At 63.2% G+C, this 20,725-nt stretch carries 17 protein-coding genes; 8 read left to right on the top strand and 9 right to left on the bottom strand.

Annotated elements, in window-relative coordinates:
- The first annotated feature begins 2 nt into the window (after positions 1 to 2).
- Genes ACX3YF_RS26515 through ACX3YF_RS26495 form a run of 5 tightly spaced genes read left to right on the top strand, consistent with a single transcriptional unit; the run spans position 3 to position 5,644 of the window.
- Entirely contained in the window at positions 3 to 752 is a 750-nt protein-coding gene (locus ACX3YF_RS26515; RefSeq protein WP_458974585.1) for an electron transfer flavoprotein subunit beta/FixA family protein, read from the top strand.
- A complete protein-coding gene (locus ACX3YF_RS26510; protein WP_449105301.1) occupies positions 752 to 1,696 on the top strand; it encodes an electron transfer flavoprotein subunit alpha/FixB family protein in 945 nt (314 codons plus the stop codon). The genes ACX3YF_RS26515 and ACX3YF_RS26510 overlap by 1 nt, the downstream gene beginning before the upstream one ends.
- Before the next feature lie 10 nt (positions 1,697 to 1,706).
- Positions 1,707 to 3,227, top strand: coding sequence for a 3-hydroxyacyl-CoA dehydrogenase (locus tag ACX3YF_RS26505; RefSeq protein WP_458974584.1), 1,521 nt, complete (start codon positions 1,707 to 1,709; stop codon positions 3,225 to 3,227).
- A complete protein-coding gene (locus ACX3YF_RS26500) occupies positions 3,224 to 4,426 on the top strand; it encodes a 3-oxoadipyl-CoA thiolase (protein ID WP_448646468.1) in 1,203 nt (400 codons plus the stop codon). The genes ACX3YF_RS26505 and ACX3YF_RS26500 overlap by 4 nt, the downstream gene beginning before the upstream one ends.
- A gap of 36 nt (positions 4,427 to 4,462) precedes the next feature.
- Positions 4,463 to 5,644 (top strand): acyl-CoA dehydrogenase, encoded by a 1,182-nt coding sequence (locus tag ACX3YF_RS26495; protein ID WP_458974583.1) that lies wholly within the window; start codon positions 4,463 to 4,465, stop codon positions 5,642 to 5,644.
- A gap of 186 nt (positions 5,645 to 5,830) precedes the next feature.
- Here the strand turns inward: ACX3YF_RS26495 and ACX3YF_RS26490 are convergent, their stop codons facing one another.
- From ACX3YF_RS26490 to ACX3YF_RS26475, 4 genes are read right to left on the bottom strand one after another with little or no spacing between them, the layout of a single operon-like run.
- Complete coding sequence (locus tag ACX3YF_RS26490) at positions 5,831 to 7,537, bottom strand: FAD-dependent oxidoreductase (RefSeq protein ID WP_458974582.1); 1,707 nt, start codon at positions 7,535 to 7,537, stop codon at positions 5,831 to 5,833.
- Positions 7,538 to 7,596: 59 nt separating this feature from the next.
- Positions 7,597 to 7,917 (bottom strand): NIPSNAP family protein, encoded by a 321-nt coding sequence (locus ACX3YF_RS26485; protein WP_047528121.1) that lies wholly within the window; start codon positions 7,915 to 7,917, stop codon positions 7,597 to 7,599.
- Entirely contained in the window at positions 7,886 to 9,664 is a 1,779-nt protein-coding gene (locus ACX3YF_RS26480; protein ID WP_458974581.1) for an FAD-dependent oxidoreductase, read from the bottom strand. The genes ACX3YF_RS26485 and ACX3YF_RS26480 overlap by 32 nt, the downstream gene beginning before the upstream one ends.
- Before the next feature lie 33 nt (positions 9,665 to 9,697).
- Positions 9,698 to 10,516 carry a shikimate dehydrogenase family protein gene (locus tag ACX3YF_RS26475; RefSeq protein ID WP_130208742.1) on the bottom strand — a complete coding sequence of 273 codons (819 nt, stop codon included), beginning with the start codon at positions 10,514 to 10,516 and terminating at the stop codon, positions 9,698 to 9,700.
- 146 nt (positions 10,517 to 10,662) lie between these two features.
- Here ACX3YF_RS26475 and ACX3YF_RS26470 point away from each other — a divergent pair, with 146 nt between their 5' ends.
- Positions 10,663 to 11,436, top strand: a complete 774-nt coding sequence (locus ACX3YF_RS26470) for an IclR family transcriptional regulator domain-containing protein (RefSeq protein WP_196585833.1) — start codon at positions 10,663 to 10,665, stop codon at positions 11,434 to 11,436.
- Between the two features lie 80 nt (positions 11,437 to 11,516).
- Here ACX3YF_RS26470 and ACX3YF_RS26465 read toward each other — a convergent pair whose 3' ends face one another.
- Positions 11,517 to 13,457: a DNA topoisomerase III gene (locus ACX3YF_RS26465; RefSeq protein WP_458974580.1), complete on the bottom strand. Its 1,941-nt coding sequence runs from the start codon at positions 13,455 to 13,457 to the stop codon at positions 11,517 to 11,519.
- 259 nt (positions 13,458 to 13,716) lie between these two features.
- Between ACX3YF_RS26465 and ACX3YF_RS26460 the strand changes: the two genes are divergently transcribed.
- The gene (locus ACX3YF_RS26460; protein ID WP_090468789.1) at positions 13,717 to 14,085 is read left to right on the top strand and encodes a DUF427 domain-containing protein; all 369 of its coding nucleotides are present in this window, start codon (positions 13,717 to 13,719) and stop codon (positions 14,083 to 14,085) included.
- A gap of 63 nt (positions 14,086 to 14,148) precedes the next feature.
- Here ACX3YF_RS26460 and ACX3YF_RS26455 read toward each other — a convergent pair whose 3' ends face one another.
- Together ACX3YF_RS26455 and ACX3YF_RS26450 are read right to left on the bottom strand one after the other, a co-directional pair.
- Positions 14,149 to 15,771: an MFS transporter gene (locus tag ACX3YF_RS26455; protein ID WP_458974579.1), complete on the bottom strand. Its 1,623-nt coding sequence runs from the start codon at positions 15,769 to 15,771 to the stop codon at positions 14,149 to 14,151.
- Between the two features lie 226 nt (positions 15,772 to 15,997).
- Positions 15,998 to 17,644, bottom strand: coding sequence for a GMC family oxidoreductase (locus tag ACX3YF_RS26450; protein WP_458945445.1), 1,647 nt, complete (start codon positions 17,642 to 17,644; stop codon positions 15,998 to 16,000).
- Positions 17,645 to 17,762: 118 nt separating this feature from the next.
- Between ACX3YF_RS26450 and ACX3YF_RS26445 the strand changes: the two genes are divergently transcribed.
- Positions 17,763 to 18,659 (top strand): LysR family transcriptional regulator, encoded by an 897-nt coding sequence (locus tag ACX3YF_RS26445; protein WP_130208732.1) that lies wholly within the window; start codon positions 17,763 to 17,765, stop codon positions 18,657 to 18,659.
- 21 nt (positions 18,660 to 18,680) lie between these two features.
- Here the strand turns inward: ACX3YF_RS26445 and ACX3YF_RS26440 are convergent, their stop codons facing one another.
- Together ACX3YF_RS26440 and ACX3YF_RS26435 are read right to left on the bottom strand one after the other, a co-directional pair.
- On the bottom strand, positions 18,681 to 20,066 hold the full coding sequence (locus tag ACX3YF_RS26440) for an ATP-binding protein (RefSeq protein ID WP_458974578.1): 1,386 nt from the start codon (positions 20,064 to 20,066) through the stop codon (positions 18,681 to 18,683).
- Entirely contained in the window at positions 20,063 to 20,725 is a 663-nt protein-coding gene (locus ACX3YF_RS26435; protein ID WP_130208728.1) for a response regulator, read from the bottom strand. Before ACX3YF_RS26435 ends, ACX3YF_RS26440 begins: the two co-directional genes overlap by 4 nt.

Genomic DNA, 20,725 nt, shown 5'->3' with positions numbered 1-20,725 from the left:
CTATGAAAGTACTGGTTGCGGTAAAGCGTGTGGTTGATTTCAACGTCAAGGTTCGCGTGAAGGCGGACCACTCCGGCGTTGACCTTGCCAACGTCAAGATGGCGATGAACCCCTTCTGCGAAATCGCCGTGGAAGAAGCGGTGCGCCTCAAAGAACAAGGTGTTGCCAACGAGGTGGTGGTCGTCAGCATCGGCAGCAGTGCGGCACAGGAGCAACTGCGCACCGCGCTGGCGCTGGGTGCCGACCGCGCCATCCTGGTCGAATCCGACGAGGATCTGACTTCCCTGGCCGTTGCCAAACTGTTGAAAGCGGTGGTCGACAAGGAACAGCCTCAGCTGGTGATCCTTGGCAAACAGGCCATCGACAGCGACAACAATCAGACGGGCCAGATGCTCGCTGCGTTGAGCGGTTACGGTCAGGGTACGTTCGCGTCCAAAGTCGAAATCAGCGGCGACAGCGTCGCGGTGACCCGTGAAATCGACGGCGGCGCGCAGACCGTTTCCCTGAAACTGCCAGCCATCGTCACCACCGACCTGCGGTTGAACGAGCCGTGCTACGCGTCGCTACCCAACATCATGAAAGCCAAGAAGAAGCCGCTGGAGGTGCTCACGCCGAACGCCCTGGGCGTCAGCTGCGCTAGCACCGTGCACACCTTGAAAGTCCAGGCACCGGCCGCGCGTAGCGCCGGGATCAAGGTCAAGTCGGTGGCCGAACTGGTCGAAAAACTGAAGAACGAGGCGAAGGTAATCTAATGGCTATCCTGGTTATCGCTGAACACACCAACACAGCACTGGCGGCTGCCACCCTCAACACCGTGACGGCTGCGCAGCAGATCGGCGGCGATATTCATGTGCTGGTCGCCGGTCAGGGCGCAGGCGCCGCGGCAGAGGCGGCGGCGAAGGTGGCAGGCGTGACGAAAGTGCTGCTGGCCGACAACGCTGTCTACGCTCACCAGCTGCCGGAAAACGTTGCGCCTCTGGTTGTTGCTCTCGTTCAAGAAGCCGGGGCTGACAGCTACAGCCACGTCCTGGCTGCCGCCACGTCCAACGGCAAAAATATCCTGCCGCGCGTTGCCGCCGCACTGGACGTCGACCAGATCTCCGAGATCATCGCGGTCGAAAGCGCCGATACCTTCAAGCGCCCGATCTATGCGGGCAACGCCATCGCGACGGTGCAGTCCTCTGCCAGCGTGAAGGTGATCACGGTGCGCGGCACCGGATTCGATGCCGCTGTCGCCGAAGGGGGCAACGCCGTCATCGAAGCGCTCGCCCTGGTCACCGACAGCGGTCAGTCGGTCTTCGTCAGTGAACAATTGGCCAAGTCCGATCGCCCGGAGCTGACCGCCGCGAAGATTATCGTGTCGGGTGGCCGTGGCATGCAGAACGGCGACAACTTCAAACACCTCTATGCGCTGGCCGACAAGCTCGGCGCGGGCGTGGGTGCATCGCGTGCCGCGGTCGACGCAGGTTTCGTACCCAACGACATGCAAGTCGGGCAGACCGGCAAGATCGTCGCGCCGCAGTTGTACATCGCGGTGGGCATCTCGGGCGCGATCCAGCATCTGGCCGGAATGAAGGATTCCAGGGTCATCGTGGCGATCAACAAGGACGAAGAGGCACCGATCTTCCAGGTCGCCGACTACGGCCTGGTGGCGGATCTGTTCGACGTCGTGCCGGAACTGGAACGGGCGATTTGAGGAGGTGCTTGTGAATACGTTCAAACAGATCGGTGTGATCGGCAGCGGCGCGATGGGCCGGGGGATCGCCCAGTTATTCGCCAGCGCAGGCGTTCCGGTGTTGCTGTATGACAGTCGCAGTGAGGCGACGCAGGAAGCGCTGCAAGCCAATCGGGCGTTGCTTGAGCGTGCCGCCGCCAAGGGCAAGTTGAGCAGTGAAGCACTGGCCAGCGCACTGGCTTGCATGGGCGCGGCCACTCACCTTGAAGCCCTTGCCGATTGTGATTTATTGATCGAGGCGATCGTTGAAAACCTTGAGGCCAAGCAGGGGTTGTTCCGTGCGCTGGAGCAAGTGGTCAGGGCCGACGCGGTACTGGCGACCAACACTTCATCCTTGTCGGTGAGCCTGATTGCCAGTGCCTGCCGACATCCCGAGCGGGTGGCCGGGTTTCACTTTTTCAACCCGGTGCCACTGATGAAAATCGTCGAAGTGGTGCGTGGTGAACTGACCGACCCGCAGGTGGTTCAGCGCCTGGCGGCGTTGGCCGGGCTCGCCGGTCACTTTGCCGCGACGACGCCCGATTCTCCGGGCTTCCTGGTCAATCATGCCGGGCGGGCCTTCGGTCCGGAGGCCTTGCGCATCCTGGACGAGGGGATCGCCACCCCGGCGCAGATCGATCGCATTCTCAAGGACAGCCTCGGCTTTCGCATGGGGCCGTTCGAGCTGTTTGACCTGGTTGGCCTCGACATTTCCCATGCGGTGATGGAGTCGATACACGCGCAGTTTTATCAGGACCCGCGCTACACCCCATCGGCACTGGTGCCACCTCGCCTGGCCAGCGGTCTGCTGGGGCGCAAGACAGGGCAGGGCTTCTATCGCTATCAGGACGGTAGCGTGGTCGAGGAAGCGCAGCAGGTGCCGTCGCAGGTGGCCATCACCCAGCCATTCTGGCTGGACTGCGACGACTCGGCCATGCGCGAGCGGATAGCTGCAGTACTGTCCGTTGCCGGCGTTGTGCTGGAGCAGGGCGATCATCCCAGTGCGAGCGCCATCTGCCTGGTGACGCCGCTGGGCGAGGATGCCAGCAGCGTGATCACCCGCAAGCGCCTGCCGTCGCGACGCAGCCTGGCGCTGGAAACCTTCGTCGGCTTCGACACGCGTCGCGTACTGATGCGTCAACCGGCGCTCGACGCGCAGGTTCTGGCTCAGGCGTGCCAGGCCCTGGGCGCCGATGGCGTGCCGGTGGAAGTCATCAATGACTCGCCAGGCTTTATCGCCCAGCGTGTGCTCGCCGGGATCGTCAACCTGGGATGCGAGATCGCCCAGCGACGCATCGCCGAGCCCGCCACCCTGGACCGTGCGGTGCAGTTGGCCCTCGGTTACCCCCATGGTCCGTTGGCGTTTGGTGACCATTACGGGGCGTTGCAGATCCGGCAGATCCTGCACCAACTGCATGAGCTGTATCAGGAACCACGCTATCGGGCCAGCCCCTGGCTGCGCCGCCGGGTCCAGCTTGGCCTGCCCCTGACCACCCCCGAGGATCCAGCATGACGGCTTATATCTACGATGGTCTGCGTTCACCCTTCGGTCGCCACGGTGGCGCGTTGGCCGGTGTGCGTCCCGATGACCTGCTGGCCTGTGTGGTGCGCGCCCTGGTGGCGCGTAACCCGTTCGAGGTGCGCGACTATGAAGACTTGATCGCCGGCTGCAGCAGCCAGGCAGGTGAGGACGGGCGCAACCTGGCGCGGCATGTTGCGTTGCTGTCCGGCTTGCCGACGGCCGTTGGCGGTTTGACCGTCAATCGTCTCTGCGGCTCCGGCCTGGCGGCTGTACTGGATGCGGCTCGCGCCGTGCGCTGCGGCGAAGGCGAGCTGTTTATCGCCGGCGGCGTGGAGAGCATGAGTCGGGCGCCGTTCGTGGTGGCCAAGGCGCAAAGCGCCTGGTCCCGTGACTTTCAAGTGTACGACAGCACCCTCGGCCCGCGCTTTCCCAACCCGAAGGTCGAGTCCGGGTTCGGTGCCGACTCGATGCCGCAGACAGCGGACAACGTCGCTCATGAACTGGGCATTACTCGCGAACAAGCCGACCGCTATGCCGCACGCAGCCAGGCGCTGTTCGACGCGGCGGTGCGGGAGGGTTTCCAGGCCGGTGAAATCCTGCCGATCGAAGTGCCGTCAGGGCGCAAACAGCCGCCGAAGATCGTCGACCGTGACGAGCATCCGCGTCCACAAAGCAACTTCGAGGCGCTGTCGGGCCTGCAACCGCTGTTTGACGACGGCGTTGTCACCGCAGGCAACGCCTCGGGCATCAATGATGGCGCGGCCGCGCTACTGATTGGCTCGCGGGCCATGGGTGAGAAGGCTGGTCTGAGGCCTCGTGCGCGCATTTTGGCCGGAGCCGTGGCGGGGGTCGAACCACGATTGATGGGCCTTGGCCCGGTGCCGGCCTGCACCAAGGCCTTGCAGCGCGCAGGTTTGAGCCTGGCCGACATGGACCTGATCGAAATCAATGAGGCGTTTGCCGCGCAAGTGCTCGGCTGTGCCCGGCAACTTGACGTCGCCTTCGATGATTCGCGCCTGAACCCCAACGGCGGTGCCATTGCCATTGGCCACCCGCTCGGTGCTTCCGGCGCCCGCCTGGCCTATAGCGCGGTGCGACAACTGGAACGCAGCAGCGGGCGCTACGCCCTGGTCAGTCTGTGCATTGGTCTGGGCCAGGGCATTGCGTGCGTGATCGAACGCCTCGACTGACCAAACACCACCATAAAGAACCCGGAGAAATCACCCATGACCAACAAGGCAAGCTTCAACTGGATCGACCCGCTGCTGCTGGACCAGCAACTCACCGAAGAAGAGCGCATGGTGCGCGACAGTGCCCGGCAGTTCGCCGCCGACAAGCTGGCGCCACGGGTGCTGGAGGCTTTTCGTCATGAGCAGACCGACCCGGCCATCTTTCGCGAGATGGGCGAGACCGGCCTGCTCGGTGCCACCCTTGCGCAAGCCTACGGCGGCAGCGGTCTGAACGCTGTGTGCTATGGCCTGATCGCTCGGGAAGTCGAGCGCGTGGACTCTGGCTACCGTTCCATGATGAGCGTGCAGTCCTCGCTGGTCATGGTGCCGATCAATGAGTTCGGTAACGAAGCCACCAAACAGAAGTACCTGCCGAAGCTGGCCAGCGGTCATTACATCGGTTGCTTCGGCCTGACTGAGCCGAACCATGGCTCCGCCCCGGGCTCGATGATTACCCGGGCGAGAAAAGTCGAAGGCGGCTACCGTCTCACCGGGAACAAGATGTGGATCACCAACAGCCCCATCGCCGATGTCTTCGTAGTCTGGGCCAAAGACGATGAAGGGCAGATTCGCGGCTTCGTCCTGGAGAAAGGCTGGCAGGGCCTGAGTGCGCCGGCGATCCATGGCAAGGTCGGGCTGCGTGCATCGATCACCGGCGAAATCGTCATGGATAACGTGTTCTGCCCTGAAGAGAACGCTTTCCCTGAAGTGCGCGGTCTGCGCGGCCCGTTCACCTGCCTGAACTCGGCACGCTACGGGATCGCCTGGGGCGCGCTGGGTGCGGCTGAGGACTGTTGGCACACTGCGCGCCAGTACGTGCTGGATCGCAACCAGTTTGGTCGCCCGTTGGCTGCCAACCAGTTGATCCAGAAAAAGCTGGCGGACATGCAGACCGAAATAACCCTGGCCTTGCAGGGTTGCCTGCGCCTGGGACGGATGAAGGACGAAGGCACTGCCGCGGTTGAAATCACTTCGATCATGAAGCGCAACAGCTGCGGCAAGTCGCTGGACATCGCGCGCCTGGCGCGGGATATGTTGGGCGGTAACGGCATCAGTGACGAATTTGGCGTGGCCCGTCATCTGGTCAATCTGGAAGTGGTCAATACCTACGAAGGCACCCACGATGTGCATGCGCTGATCCTCGGCCGTGCGCAGACCGGTATCCAGGCGTTTTTCTGATGGTTGCCTGAAAAGCATCCCTTGGGTTTGTTTGCCGGGCGTTTGCCCGGCCAGTCTGAAGCGGTACTGCCTTGGGTGATCTCTCAGGGGTAGTGGGCGACAGAAAGCGCATGATGTTGTCTTCGTTTTGGTGTGTGCCCGGCTTGTAGAAGCGTCGCATATCCGCCTCGACAAGCCGAAGGTGCCTTATGCCTGCGCTGGCTGACCGGCCAGTGTTTTTCCTGCGATGTACCCAAACGTCATGCCTGGTCCCAGGGTGATGCCGCCGCTTGGGTAGTACCCGTTCATGATGCTGTTCATGTCATTGCCCACGGCAAACAGCCCCGGGATCGGCGTGCCGTGTTCGTCGAGGGCGCGGGCGCAGGCGTCGGTGTTCAGGCCGGTGAAGGTGCCGAGGCTGCCGGGGACCAGTTTCACCGCATAGAAAGGCCCTTCGCGCAGGCTGCCCAGGGACGGGTTCGGCTCGTGCAGTGCTTCCCCCTGCGCTTTGTTGTACAGGGACTCTCCACGCTGAAACAGCGGATCTCGACCTTGCTCTGCACCCTGATTGAAGGCACTGACGGTGGCTTCGAGTTGTTGCGCGTCGATACCGCATTGGCGTGCCAGGTCACTCAAGGTCGCGGCTTTGAACAGGTAGCCGCCGCGCACATGGGGCGCTGTCGGAAACGGAAAGGGTTTCGACCAGCCCAGCCCATAGCGGCGCTGGGCGCGGTGATCGCAGATCAGCCAGGACACCGGGGGTTCTTGCGCACCTGAGGCTTTGAACAGCGCGCCCATATAGTCGTGGTAGGAGTCGGCCTCGTTGACGAAACGCCGACCATCCTGACGCACCGCGATGAAACCGGGTTTGGCCCGTTCCATCAGGTGGGGAAAACCACTGAAACCACCGTCCTCCCGTGGCACCCGGGATACCGGGGCCCAGGCAGCGGCATGGGGCAATCCGGTTGCAACGCATCCACCGACGCTTTCGCCCAGGCGCAGCCCGTCACCGGTATTACCCTTGGGCGCCGCGCTCAAATGTTCGGTGCCATTGGGCGCGTGCTTGAACAACTGCGCGATGCGCCGCTGATCGTGGGGGAAGCCACCACAGGCCAGCACCACACCTCGCCGGGCGCGAACATCGATCCGTTGCCCCGCGGATTCGACACGCGCGCCCACCACCCGGTCGCCCTCGCGTAGCAACGTGCGCACGGGGGTTTCAGTCAACAGGCGTACCTGGCGGTCCACTGCGCTTTTGAGCAGGCGGGCGACCAGGGCATTGCCATTGACCAGGTGCATGCCTCGACCATGCCGCAGCAGGTCGCGGGTATGGCGCAACACCCGTCCGGCGCTGTAAAGCAGCGAGGACGGCGAGTGCCGGGCATTGAGGAAATGATTGAGGTCGGTGCCGCCGGCGATGCCCATTCCATACAGGCTGATGAGGTCGAGCGGACGCCGCAGCTTGTTGATCCAGGGCCCGAGGCGACGACCGTCGAAGGGTTGTGCGCAGACCGAGCGCCCCCCTTTGGCGTGGCCTTCGCTGGCGTGAAAGTCCGGCATCTTGCTGCCGGAGAAAAACTGTACTTCGGTATGGCGCTGGAAAAATTCGACCATCTTCGGCCCTTGTTCGAGGAACATCTCCACGCGCGCGTCGAGCGCTTCGTTGTGCAGTTCCCGACGCAGATAAATGCGCGCTTGTTCAGGGTCTTCGACGATGCCGTCGGCGATGGCCAGCGGATTGCGCGGGATCCACAGCCAGCCGCCGGACCAGGCGCTGGTGCCGCCCAGATGCGGCTCTTTTTCCACCACGATGACATCCAGACCGAGTTCAGCGGCGGTCACCGCCGTCGCCAGGCCGGAAGCGCCGGAGCCAATGACCAGAACGTCACAAAGCAGGGGATTGCTGATGTGCATGGGGATTACCGCGAGAAAGGATGAGGGCCGCTTCGAAGATCGAAGCGGCGCGACCGGGTTTACTTGAGGGGGGAAAAGTCTGTCGGGCGCAGCAGTCGTGATTCCAGGGTCACCACGGCGTCCAGTTCCTTGTTCTGCCGTGCGAACGCCTGCCAGCGCGGATCGGCCGCCATGGCGTTGCGGCGGGCCATGCGATCGTCAAGGCTGGTGTAGCCCCAGATGTGCACCACTTGATTGGCTTCGCCGATTTCAGTGGTGAAGAAACCGATCAGGTTGCCCAGGTGCTCTTGCTGGACGGCCAGTGCGGCGCTTTTGTACAGGGACAGCCAGTCGCCGAGCCTGGTCGGTTTAATCGTGTAGGTGCGCAGTTCGTAATACATGCTGTTCTCCAGTGCGGGATGGTTGTGCGGGGTGTTGATCGAGCCGGCCGGCGATGTCGCTGGCGGCGAGGTAACCGAAGGTGATGCCGGGGCCCAGGGTGATGCCGGGGCCGGGGTAGGTGCCGTCCATGATCGAATTCATTTCGTTGCCGGCGGCGTACAACCCGGGAATCGGTGCGCCGCTGCGATCCAGCACCCTGGCCTTGCCGTTGGTGACCAGCCCGCGGGCCGAGCCAAGGTCGCCGGTAAACAAACGGACGGCGTAGAACGGCGCCTTGCGCAACGGCTTGAGGCACGGATTGGGCTGGTGCAGCGGGTCACCCATGTACCGGTTGTAGGCCGTGCTGCCCTTGCCGAACTGGCGGTCGACACCGTGTTCGGCATCGGTGTTGTATTGCGCCAGGGTCTGCTCCAGGGCGGGGGCATCGATGCCGGTGATCCGGGCCAGTTCGGCAAGGCTGTCGGCGCGCAGCAGGTAACCGGCGTCAATCAGTGCGCCGTTGTCGACCGGTCGTGGACGGGCCAGTCCCATGCCGTAGTTGTTCATGGCGTCGCTGTCGCAGATCAGCCAGCAGGGCGCATTGGCACCGCCGTTGGCGAACATACCTTCGACGAAACAGTGGTAGGAGTCGGACTCATTGACGAAACGCTGCCCGGCGCGGTTGACCGCGATCACGCCCGGCTTGGCGCGGTCGGTGACCAGGTGCGGAAAGCGTTCGACGCTGCCATCGGCCTTGTGCAGCACCGAGACCGGCGCCCAGAAGAAGTTCGCCGAGAGGTGGTCGCCGAGCGCCGCGTTGACTGACGCGGCCAGGCGATGTCCGTCACCGACGTTGGCCGGCGGTGACATGGTCCAGTGCTCCGAGTCGGTGACCGGCCGCTGCCCGGCGGCCTGGTCGCCAGCGGCAAAACCACCCGTGGCCAACACGACGCCGCCGCGCGCCCACACCGCACGGGTCGCGCCGCGCCAGGCAATTCGCACGCCCTTGACCGCTCCCTGTTCAACGATCAACGACTCCGCCGACGCTTGCAGCCAGAGGTCGACGCCATTGGCGAAGGCGGTGCTGGCCAGGCGCGCGATCAAGGCGTTGCCCACGGTCAGGCGGGTGCCGCGTGGATGGCTGAGCCGGTCGACGGCGTAGCGCCCCATCAGTTTGAGGCAGTGCCAGAGGGATTTCGCCGAGCGCTTGAAACTGAGGAAGTGTTGGATATCGACACGATTGACCATCATGCCGCCGAACAGCAGCATGCCGTCCGGTGGCCGTTTCAGGTGCTTGAAATGCTCGCCCAGCCGGCGCCCGTCGTATTCGTCGATTTCCAGCGCTCGGCCGGTTTGTGTGCCACCGGGCAGGTTGGGGTAATAGTCGGGCGACAGCGGCCGCAGGCTGTAACTCAGTTCGCTGTGGGTTTCCAGGTAGCACAGGGCTTCGCGACCCTGTTCGATAAAGGCGTCGATCAGTTCCGGGTTGTAGCCGGCGCCGATGACCTCCTTGAGGTAACGGCGCATTTGCTCGGCGGGCAGGTGATGCCCGGCGGCCCGGGCCTGATCGGTATCGTGCAGCCAGACCGCGCCACCGGAAATCGCCGACGTACCGCCAAAGGCCTCGGTCTTTTCCACCAGCAAGACCTTGAGGCCTCGGCAACTGGCCGTCACGGCGGCGGCGAAACCGGCCGCGCCGCTGCCCAGGACAATCACGTCATAGGTCAGGTCGGCGTTGGCAGCGGGCAGGGAAGTCGTAGTGTTCATTGTCTATTGCCTGTTGAGGACGTGGCTGGATGTTCAGATGTCCAGCGGCGTCACGCCCATGAAATGACCGAGGTTGCCCAGTTGCGCCAGGGCCATCTCCGGCCCGGTCTGAATCGTGCAGCCCAGGCGTCGGGCGCAGGCGAGAAAGGGCGTGACCTGCGGCGAAGTCACGACATCGGCCACCAGGGCGGTGGCGCTCAAGGTTTCCATCAGCGCACTCGGCAACGGCATCGGGCCGTCATCGGTGGCAGCGCCCATGCCAACCGGTGAAGCGTTCACCACCAGATCAAAGTGCTTCAGGGTGAGCGGATTGGCGCTGATCACAATCTCCGGGAAGGCGCTGCGCAACAGCTCGCCCAGCACTTCGACGCGCTCCTGGCTCAGGTCGCTGATGACCAGGTGACTGACGCCGGCCTGGCACAACGAATAGGCGATCGCGCTGCCGACGCCGCCCGTGCCGATCACCAGCGCCTGCTTGTCCTTGGGATTGAACGCGTGTTTGCGCGCAGCATTGAGAAAGCCTTCGCCGTCGACGATATCGCCCACCAGCCGCCCGTCGGCCTCGCGGCGGATCACATTGACCGAACGCAGGGCTGCCGAACGTTCGCTGAGGCTGTCCAGGCGGCTGGCCAACAGTTGTTTGTAAGGGACGGTCACCACGCAACCGCGCATGTTTTGCCAGCCGCGCAGGGTCTGGATGAAGTTCTGCAATGCGGTCGGTGCGAGGTCGATGGCCAGCATCGCAACGTTTTGCTGGTGGTCGGCGAACCAGCGATTGAAGTTTTCCGGCGATTTCACCTGGGCGATCGGTGAGCCGACGATGGCGACCAATTCAGTCGAACCCTGAATCATGAGATGTACCCGCTTATTGGCTGTGTTGTGGGGCCGATACTGCAAGCGGGCCACAAGACGAACAATCAAAGCCTGGGGCGAATACGTTGATAATCGCAATGACAGTGCGATAATCGCAGTCTTTGCGTGATAAAGAGTCCGAGTCGATGAAACAGCCCACCATCCATTCGCGGGATTTGATCGTCGGCCTGCAAAAAGGCCTGGCGCTGTTGCAGCTGTTTTCCCAGGAGCATCCGCGCTTGAGCGTGCCGGAAGTGGCGCGCATGGCCGACATGACCCAGAGCGCCGCCCGGCGTTTTCTGCTGACGCTGGTGCATGACGACTTTGCGCAAACCGACGGCCGTTATTACTGGCTGACGGCCAAGACCTTGCGCATCGGCCAGGCCTATGTCGATTCAGCGGTATTGCCGCGCATGCTGCGGCCCATCGTCGAGCAGGTGGCGCGAACCACTCAGGAGCACGTGTCGGTAGGCGTGCGTGACGGCGATGACATTGTGCATGTGGTGCGCAGCCGCTACAGCCACATCACTTCGATGTCGATTCGCCCGGGTTCGAGGGTACCGATGTATTGCACCGGCAGCGGTCGGCTGTGGCTGGCGAGCCTTGCCGAAGAGGCACTTGCCGCCTATTTCGCGCGCAATCCGCCACGGGCTGTCACGCCTTATACCCTGACCGACGAAGCGCAGATCCGCAGCGAAATAGCCTTGGCCGCAGAGCGCGGTTACGTCCTGGTGGATCAGGAATATGAAGTGGGCATGCGGGTTTTGAGCGTGCCGCTGATCGATCGGGAAGGGCGGTTGCAGGCGACGCTCACACTCACCACTCACGCGTCGCGCATGACTATCGAGGACATGCGCGAGCGTTATCTGTCGGCGCTCTACGAAGGGCAGGCACTGCTGCGGCCGATCATGACACTCTGAGCGTAGGCCGCTTGCTCAAGTGAACACCCTTACAACGGCGGGATCCCGGTGTTCGTCAAACCCCATGAACAACGACGCTGTCACGCCGGTTTTGCTGTCCGCTTGCTACCCGTCGTTGCTTTACGCTTGGCCGGCTTGCGCTTGTTTTTCCACGGTGTCGCGCCACGTCCGGCGGGGCTGGCCGGGCCGCTGATGGTCAGGCTCAGGCCGGCGCAACGGCTGACCTGCTTGCTCATCCAGGCGGCTTGTTTGGTGACGAATGCTTCAAGGCTCATTTCGCCGCTCTGCACCATGTCCAGCGCCTGTTCCCAGATGGCCGTGGTGCCCGGATCGGCAATCGCCCGCGGGACTGCATCGATCAGGCTGAAAGCGGCGGGGGTGGCGGCCAGCGCCTTGCCGTTCTTGACCAGGTACCCACGGTCGAGCAGGCCCTGGATGATCGAGGCGCGGGTCGCTTCGGTGCCGATGCCGGTGGTGTCCTTGAGTTTTTGCTTGAGCAGCGGATCTTCCACCAGTTTGGCCACGTTCTTCATCGCCTTGATCAGATCGCCTTCGGTGAACGGTTTGGGCGGTTGCGTCCACAGGTCCTTGAGCTGCACGTTGGCCACTGCGCAATCAATGCCTTCCTTGAGGTTGGGCAGGGTTTGCGGGGCCGGTGCTTCACGGCTCCTGGCCGGGGCAAGGGCTTCGGGCAGCGCACGTTTCCAGCCGGGCTCGACGATCTGCTTGCCAACGGCACGCAAGGCCTCACCGGCGCAGTCGAAGTCGGCCTGGGTCCGGTCGTATTCGTGATTGGGCAGGAATTGGGCGAGGTAGCGTGCGCGGATCAGGGTGTAGACCGCGCGTTGTTTGCCCGCCAGTTTTTCGAGGTTCTTCGCGGCGGCGGTGGGGATGATGCCGTGGTGCGCGCTGACCTTGGCATCGTTCCAGGCCCGTGAACGCCGCTGGGGCTCAAGGTGGTCGTGCAAGGCGTTCAGCGCGGGGTCGGCCTGACGCAGCGCCGCCAGGATACCCGGCGCCTCGCTGTGCTGACTGACGGGCAAATAGCCGCAGTCACTGCGCGGGTAGGTGATGACTTTATGGGTTTCATAGAGCGCCTGGGCGATGTCGAGGGTTTCCTGGGCGCCAAGCCCGAGCTTCTTCGAACAGACTTCCTGCAAGGTGCCGAGGTCGAACGGCAGCGGCGCCACCTCGCGCATGCGTTCGGTGCGCAGCTTGATCACCCGGGCGCTCGCTGCACCGGTCATCGCAGCTGCCGCTTGTTGGGCCAGCGCCTGATTCAGGCAGCGATCCTGATCGTCGCAAACTTCGGAGGCCGCCCGCCATTGCGCGGTGAACGCGGTGCCGTCATGCAGCAGCTGGACATCGATGGCCCAATAGGCGACCGGTACGAAGTTGGCAATGCTGCGGTCGCGATCCACCACCAGGCGCAAGGTCGGCGTTTGCACGCGACCGACCGGCAACACGCCCTGATAACCGGACTGGCGCCCCAGCAGGGTGAACAGCCGACTCATGTTCATGCCGATCAGCCAGTCGGCCCGGGAACGCCCCAGCGCCGAATGGTAAAGGCTGAAGGTTTCCGCCCCCGGCTTGAGGGCGGCGAGGGCCTTGCGGATCGAGGCGTCGTCCAGCGCCGACAGCCATAAGCGGCGGATCGGCCCGCGATAACGGCAATGTTCCACCAGTTCCCGGGCGATCATCTCGCCTTCGCGGTCGGCGTCGGTGGCGATGATCAGTTCGTCGGCTTCGCCGAGCAGGCGTTTGACGGCCTTGTACTGACTGGCCGTGCGCGGTTTGACGGTCATTTTCCATTTGTCCGGAATGATCGGCAGGTCCGCCAGCACCCAGCGCTTGTAGCGCGCGTCGTAGGCGTCCGGCGGCGCGGTTTCCAGCAGATGGCCGATGCACCAGGTCACCGTGACGTCCGTTCCCAGCCAGCAGCCATCGCCACGGCGCCTGGCACCGAGCACAGCCGCAATGTCTTTGGCCTGGGAAGGTTTTTCACAGAGGTACAGCCGCATAACCACCATCGTCGATCAGTGCCCGGAGAGGTGCACAGAATGGCGGGAGATGGACGCGGGGGCAATCTTTATCTGTATGGATGTACAGTTTGTGCGTTGCAATGGTTTGCCTGATCCGTTCGGCTGCAAGGCGGTCGTGAGTGCGGAATTTGGGTTATACCTGATAAATCGTGGTCTCGGGTCATGGGGCTGCCGGGCAGCCCGTCGCGGGCAAGCCACGCTTCCACAGGGTCAATCATCGTCATGAGGAACGAACTCCATGAAAAGCACCGGTCCCAGTCCTGTCATCACCATCGCCGAGCAACCCGGCTGTCTGCTGGTGAAGTTCCACGGTATCCAGGTGGCCGCGTCTTCGCGCGCCCTGGTGCTGCTGGAGGCCAATTATCCGCCGGTGTATTACGTGCCGCGGGAGGACATCGACGAGCAGTATTACGCCCGCACCGATCACACCAGCTATTGCCCTTACAAGGGCGATGCCAGCTATTTCAGTTTGCAGGTGCCGGGGCATGAAGGGGCCAATGCGGTTTGGAGTTACGAAAATCCCAAGGTGTCGGTGGAGCAGATTCGCGGGTATGTGGCGTTCTATCCGGACCAGGTGACATTTGAGGTGGTCGAGCTCGACGAGTGAGTGATGTTCGCAATGCCTGCAGGAGCGAGCAGGCTCGCTCCTGCAGTGGGTTAAGGTCGTCCCTTAATTTTTGTGCAGGTCGACGTTGCGGGTCTCGCGCAAACAGATCAGTCCCACCACCAGGCTGACGCCGGTGATCACCACCGGGTACCAGAGCCCGTAGAAAATGTCCCCGGTGTACACCACCAACGCGAACGACACCGTCGGCAGGAAGCCGCCGAACCAGCCGTTGCCGATGTGGTAGGGCAGGGACATTGAGGTGTAGCGGATGCGCGTCGGGAACAGCTCCACCATCAGCGCCGCCAGCGGCCCGTAGCACATCGCGGAAATGATGATCAGTGCCACGATCAGCGCGACGATCATCGGTTTGTTGATCTGTTGCATGTCGGCTTGCTGCGGATAGCCGGCGAGGGTGACGGCGCCGCGCAATGCCGCTTCGTCAAACCCGTCGATCTTCACGTCGCCAACGCTGACCTGCACAGTGCTGCCGGCCGGCGCCACGGCGCTGGTATAGGGCAAGCCCTGTTTGACCAGGAAGGTTTTGACCTTGTCGCACGGGCTGTCGAATTTCGCCTTGCCCACCGGGTCGAACTGAAAGGTGCAGGTGGCCGGGTCGGCCAGCACGGTGATCGGTGCCTGACGGCTGGCCAGGTCGATGGCCGGGTTGGCGTAGTGGGCCAGGGTCTTGAAGATCGGGAAGTACAGCGCAGTGGCCAGCAGCAGGCCAATCATCAGCACCGGTTTGCGCCCGACCTTGTCCGACAGCCAGCCGAAGAAGATGAAGAACGGCGCGCCAATGGTCACGCTGACAATCAGCAGGCCGTTGGCGACGGCGGGGTCCATTTTCAAGAACTGGGTGAGGAAGAACAGCACATAGAACTGCGCGGCGTAAAAGGTCACGGCTTGCCCGGCGTTGATGCTGAACAGGGCGATAAGCACGACCTTGAGGTTTTCCCATTTGCCGAAGGAGTCACGGATCGGCGACTTGCAGAGTTTGCCTTCTTCTTTCATTTTCACGAAGGCCGGCGACTCGTGCAGGCTCAGGCGAATCCAGGTCGAGATGCCCAGCAGGATGATCGAGAACAGGAACGGGATGCGCCAGCCCCAGACTTCGAACTGATCGCCCGTGAAGTAACGGCAACTGAGCACCACCAGCAGCGACAACAGCAGGCCAAGGGTGGCGGTGGACTGAATCCAGCTGGTGTGGAAGCCGCGCTTGCCGATGGGGGCGTGCTCTGCGACGTAGGTCGCGGCACCGCCGTACTCGCCGCCCAGGGCCAGGCCCTGAAGCATGCGCAGCGCCACGAGGATGATCGGTGCGGCGATGCCGATGCTGGCGTAATTGGGCAGCAGGCCGACGCAGAAGGTCGCCAGGCCCATGAGGACGATGGTGGCGAGGAAGGTGTATTTGCGTCCGATCATGTCCCCCAACCGGCCGAACACCAGGGCGCCGAACGGCCTCACGATGAAGCCGGCGGCGAAGGCCATCAGGGCGAAGATGAACGCCGTGGTGTCGTTGACCCCGGCGAAGAACTGCTTGCTGATCACCGCCGCGAGGGCGCCGTAGAGGAAAAAGTCATACCACTCGAAGACTGTCCCGAGCGAGGAGGCGAAGATGACTTTCTGGGTGTCCTGGCTGGTACGCACGCTGCGTAAGCTTTCCAGGGGCTGAACGTGTTCTGACATATCGGTATCCCTCACAGTGATTGTTTTTGTTGTTCCACTGTCGACGCCGGCTTTGAGGGCGGGCGCCGCTGCTTCGATGTATCGGATGTACGCGTTTCCGTAGGAGCGAGCCTGCTCCGGGCGGCGTTCCGACGATGAACTTGAGAGCGCACATGGGTGTCAGGTTGTCAGCGTTATCGTTGACGACCATCGCGAGCAGGCTCGCTCCTGCAGTGTTCGTGTGGGTTTACGAGTGTGTGACCCGTTCCTTTGTCTCGGTGATGCTCCTTGTATTGGGGTTGAGGATCAGTTGTGCCGCTTTCTCGGCGATCATCAGCGTGGGCGAACAGGTATTGCCCGAGGTGATGCGCGGCATGATCGAGGCGTCGGCGATGCGCAGGCCGGGAATCCCGTGCACGCGCAGTTCGGCATCGACCACCGCGTGCGTGTCATTGCCCATGCGGCAAGTACCGACCGGGTGGAAAATCGTGGTGCCGATCCGGGCGGCGGCTTCGTGCAGCTCTTCTTCGCTTTGCAGGCTGTCGCCGGGCAGGTATTCGACCGGATTGAACGCCTTCAGCGCCGGTGCGGCAACGATGCGCCGGGTCAGGCGGATGGCGTCGGCGGCGACGCGCAAGTCCTCCGGATGGCTCAGGTAGTTGGGTTGAATCAGCGGCGCGTCCTGCGGGTTGGCGGAGCGGATTTCCACCCGGCCGCGACTCTGCGGGCGCAGGTCGCAGACCGATGCGGTGAAGGCGGGGAAGGCATGCAGCGGTTCACCGAAACGCTCCAGCGACAGCGGTTGCACGTGATATTCCAGGTTCGCCGAGGTCTGCTCCGGCCCCGAACGAGCGAACGCGCCGAGCTGGCTGGGCGCCATGGACAGCGGGCCGCTGCGGTCATACAGATAGCGCAGGCCCATGCCCATCTTGCCCCACAGGCTGCCGGCGATCTGGTTCAGGGTGCGGGCATTTTGCAGTTTGTAGATCAGGCGCAATTGCAGGTGATCCTGCAGGTTGCCGCCGACGCCGGCCAGTTCATGCGCGACGCCGATGCCTAGCCGTTGCAGGAGTGGGCGAGGGCCGATCCCGGAACGCTGCAGGATGCTCGGCGAGCCGACCGAACCGGCGCTCAGGACGATTTCCTTGCGAGCCTTGAAGGTCCTGGCCTGGCCCTGCCAGCGAGCGACGACCGCTGCAGCGCGGCCATTCTCCAACAGCACGCGGTCGACTTCGACGCCGGTCAGCACGGTCAGGTTGGGGCGATGGCGGATGGGCTTGAGAAACGCCTTGGCCGCGTTCCAGCGGACCCCGGCCTTTTGATTGACCTGGAAGTAGCCGCAGCCTTCGTTGTCGCCCTGGTTGAAGTCATCGATGCTGGCGATGCCGCTTTGCTCGGCGGCGCTGCGGAAGGCATCGAGAATCGGCCACGACAGACGCTGGCGTTCGACCCGCCACTCGCCGGCACCACTGTGAAACGCCGAGTCGCCGGCAAAGTGGTTTTCGCTTTTCTTGAACAGCGGCAGGACGTCTTGCCAGCGCCAGCCCGGATTGCCCTCAGCAGCCCAGTTGTCGTAGTCGCCTGCCTGGCCGCGCATGTAAATCATGCCGTTGATCGAGGAGCAGCCACCGAGCACTTTGCCGCGCGGATAGCTCAGGGCGCGGCCCTGCAAGCCGGGTTGGGCTTCGGTCTTGAAGCACCAGTCGGTGCGCGGGTTGCCGATGCAGAACAGGTAACCCACCGGGATGTGAATCCACGCATAGTTATCGCGGCCGCCGGCTTCGAGCAGCAGTACGCGGTGTTGCGGGTTGGCTGACAGCCGATTGGCCAGCAAACAACCGGCCGGGCCGGCCCCGACCACGATGTAGTCGTACTCATCAAGGGAAGTCTGCATCCCTGACCTCATGTTGTTGTTCTTGTTGATCCATCCTAGTTGTTAGCTTTCGTCAAAAGAATGTTAGTTTTTACGCAGCTGCTGTGCGTTTTTAAACACCTGTAAACAAGGACGATTCATGTTCGACTGGAATGACCTGCGGTTTTTTCTCGAGTTGCAGCGCAGCGGACGTTTGTTGACCGCAGCCCGACGCTTGAACACCACCCACGCCACCGTGGCACGGCACATCGAGGCCATCGAAAAAAGCCTCGGCACCGCGCTGTTCGTCCAGCATGCGCAGGGCTATGAGTTGACGCCGGCCGGCGAGGCGCTGCTCAAGCACGCCGAAGCCATGGAGAACGTCGCGCTGCTGGCCCAGGAGGAAATCACCCAATCCACGGCGCCCTTGGGCAAGATTCGCGTGGGCGTGACCGAGGGCCTGGGCATCATGTTCCTGGCCAGCCGCATGAATGGCCTGTTCGAACGCTATCCGGGGCTGGAGGTGGAACTGGTGGCGGTGCCGCGCTTTGTCAGCATTCTCAACCGCGAGGCGGAAATCAGCATCCACCTCGAACGACCGGCCGCCGACATGCTGGTCACCCGCAAACTCACCGACTATCGCCTGGCGCTGTACGCCAGCCAGGACTATCTCGATCGTTCGCCGGCGCTGCGTAGTCGCGAAGACCTGGGCCGGCATGCGTGGATCGGTTACGTCGACGATTTGCTGTTCAGCCAGGAACTGATGTTCCTCAACAGCTTCTGCCGCAACCCGCGGGTGGTGTTCCACAGCACCAGCGTCATCGCCCAGCAACAGGCCGCGCGCGCGGGCCTGGGGATCGCGGTGCTGCCGTGTTACATGGCCGGCGCCGATCCCGGACTGGTGCCGTTGCTGCCGGAGGAGAGCATCCAGCGCAGCTACTGGATCAGCACCCGCCGCGAGCTGCACAAATCCGTGCGGCTGCGTGTGTTGTGGGACTACGTGGTGCAATTGTGTGAACGGGAACAGGGCTTGTTGCTCGGCCCCAACCCCCTCTAGGGACGGCATCCCAAGGGGATGCTAGGGAGTAATGAGCGGCCGGGCATCCGGAATCGTCAGGGTTGCCTGCAATCCGCCTTCAGGTCGATTGACCAGGGTGATGCGTCCACCCAGTCGATGGGCAATGGTGTTGACGATCGTCAGCCCCAGTCCCGCGCCCTGGGCGTTGCCACGACTGTAGAAGCGTTCGAACACACGTACGCGATCCGCTTCGTCGATACCCGGTCCCTGATCCAGGACACTCAGCGCGTAGAAACCATCGACCTGTGTCAACTGCACGGTAATGACGCCGTGCTCGGGGGAGAAGTTCGCGGCATTGGTGATCAGGTTGTTCAGCGCGATGTCGATGGCGGCGGGGTCGGCGAAGACCTTGCAGGGGGGGTCACTGGCATCGAAGGCCAGTTCCAGATGTTTGCTCAGCAACCAGGGGGTGAGCTGGACCAGGCTGTCACGCACCGTTTCGTTCAGGTCGATGGCGTGCATTGCCGGTGTCTGGGCTTTGGGTTCGAGGCGGGCCATGGTCAACAGCTGGTTGACCAGGCGGCTGGTGCGATCGACGCCGGCGATCAGGAACGCCAGGGACTCGCGGCGCTCCTCTTCGGTGCCGGCCTCCATCAGGTTCTGCGCGTGCACCCGCAAGACTGCCAGGGGCGTGCGCATTTCATGGGCGGCATCGGCAATGAAGCGCCGCTCTCGGCCGAGCACTTCCTGAATCTGCGCCAGCATGCGGTTGAGTGCCGCCTGCATCGGTTCGAGTTCGCTCGGCAGGGGTGTCAGGTGCAACGGCTCGAGCGAGCCACTGTGGCGTGCCCGCAGGGTCTCTGCCATGTCGGCCAGGGGCTTGAGGCCCCAGCCAATGGCCATCCAGACCATTGCCGCGAGCACCAGGCTACCCAATATGTTCGGCCACAGGGTGTGGCGCACGATGCGATCCACCAGATCCGCGCGTACGTCGTCGCGCTCACCGACCCAGATCCGCAGCTCATTCTGTTTGTCTTCGAGCAGGAAGGCGCGCCAGTGTCGGTTGTTCAGGTCCACCACATCGCTGAAGCCCGGTGTGGCGGGCGGGGCGGTGAATGAGGGGGCGCTGAGGGTGTGCACCAGCACTTCGCCCTTGCGGTTCCAGACCTGGAAGGCGATTTTGGTTTCATAGGGATGGCCATCGACCTTTGGCTCCGCTTCGCTCAGGGCCTGGTTGAACGCCTGATACAGCTCGGCGTGTTGCTTGCTGGCCAATGGCATGCGCATCACGCCCTGCAGCAACCGGGCGTTCTGGGCCAGTTGAGCGTCATAGACCTCGGCGATTTCATGGTTGCTGTCATGCAGGTTGAGCACGCTGATCACGGCGAGACCGGTGAGCATCAGGCCAATGATCAGCGTCAGGGTGCGACGCCGGATCGAAGTCATCGACGCTCCTCCACCAAATAACCGACCCCTCGTATGGTGCGGATCAGATCGGTGGAGAATTTCTTGCGCAGGTGATGGATGTGCACTTCCAGGGTGTTGCTCTCGGCTTCTTCGTTCCAGCCGTACAGCAACTGCATCAGATGATCGCGGGTCATCACCCGGCCGGGTGGCGAGAGCAGTTCGTGCAGCAGTTGATATTCCTTGGGCGTCAGGGCGACCGGCTCGCCGTTATAGCTGACTTGCTGGGTGCCGGGGTTCAGGCTGATGCCGGCGTGTTCGATCAGCACCTGCGCGCGGCCGGCGCTGCGCCGCAACAAGGCCCGAAGGCGGGCCTTGAGCTCGGCCAGGTCAAAGGGTTTGATCAGGTAATCGTCGGCCCCGGCATCCAGCCCGGCGATGCGGTCCTCGGTGGCATCGCGGGCCGTGAGGATCAGCACCGGCAGGTTGGAGCCGCTGTCGCGCAAACGTCGCAGCACGTCGAGGCCGTCCATGCGCGGCAGACCAAGGTCGAGGACCGCCAGATCGAAGGATTCACTGAGCAACGCATGCAAGGCGCTGTTGCCGTCCTGCAACCAATCGACCGTGTAGCCCTCACGGCTCAGGGCCTGATGGATGCCTTCGCCCAAGGCCACGTCATCTTCAACCAGTAGTAAGCGCAC

This window comes from Pseudomonas fluorescens group sp. PF-69 (assembly GCF_054481235.1).
The sequence above is the reverse complement of the archived record's forward strand: the minus strand, read 5'-3'. Positions and strand labels throughout refer to the sequence as shown.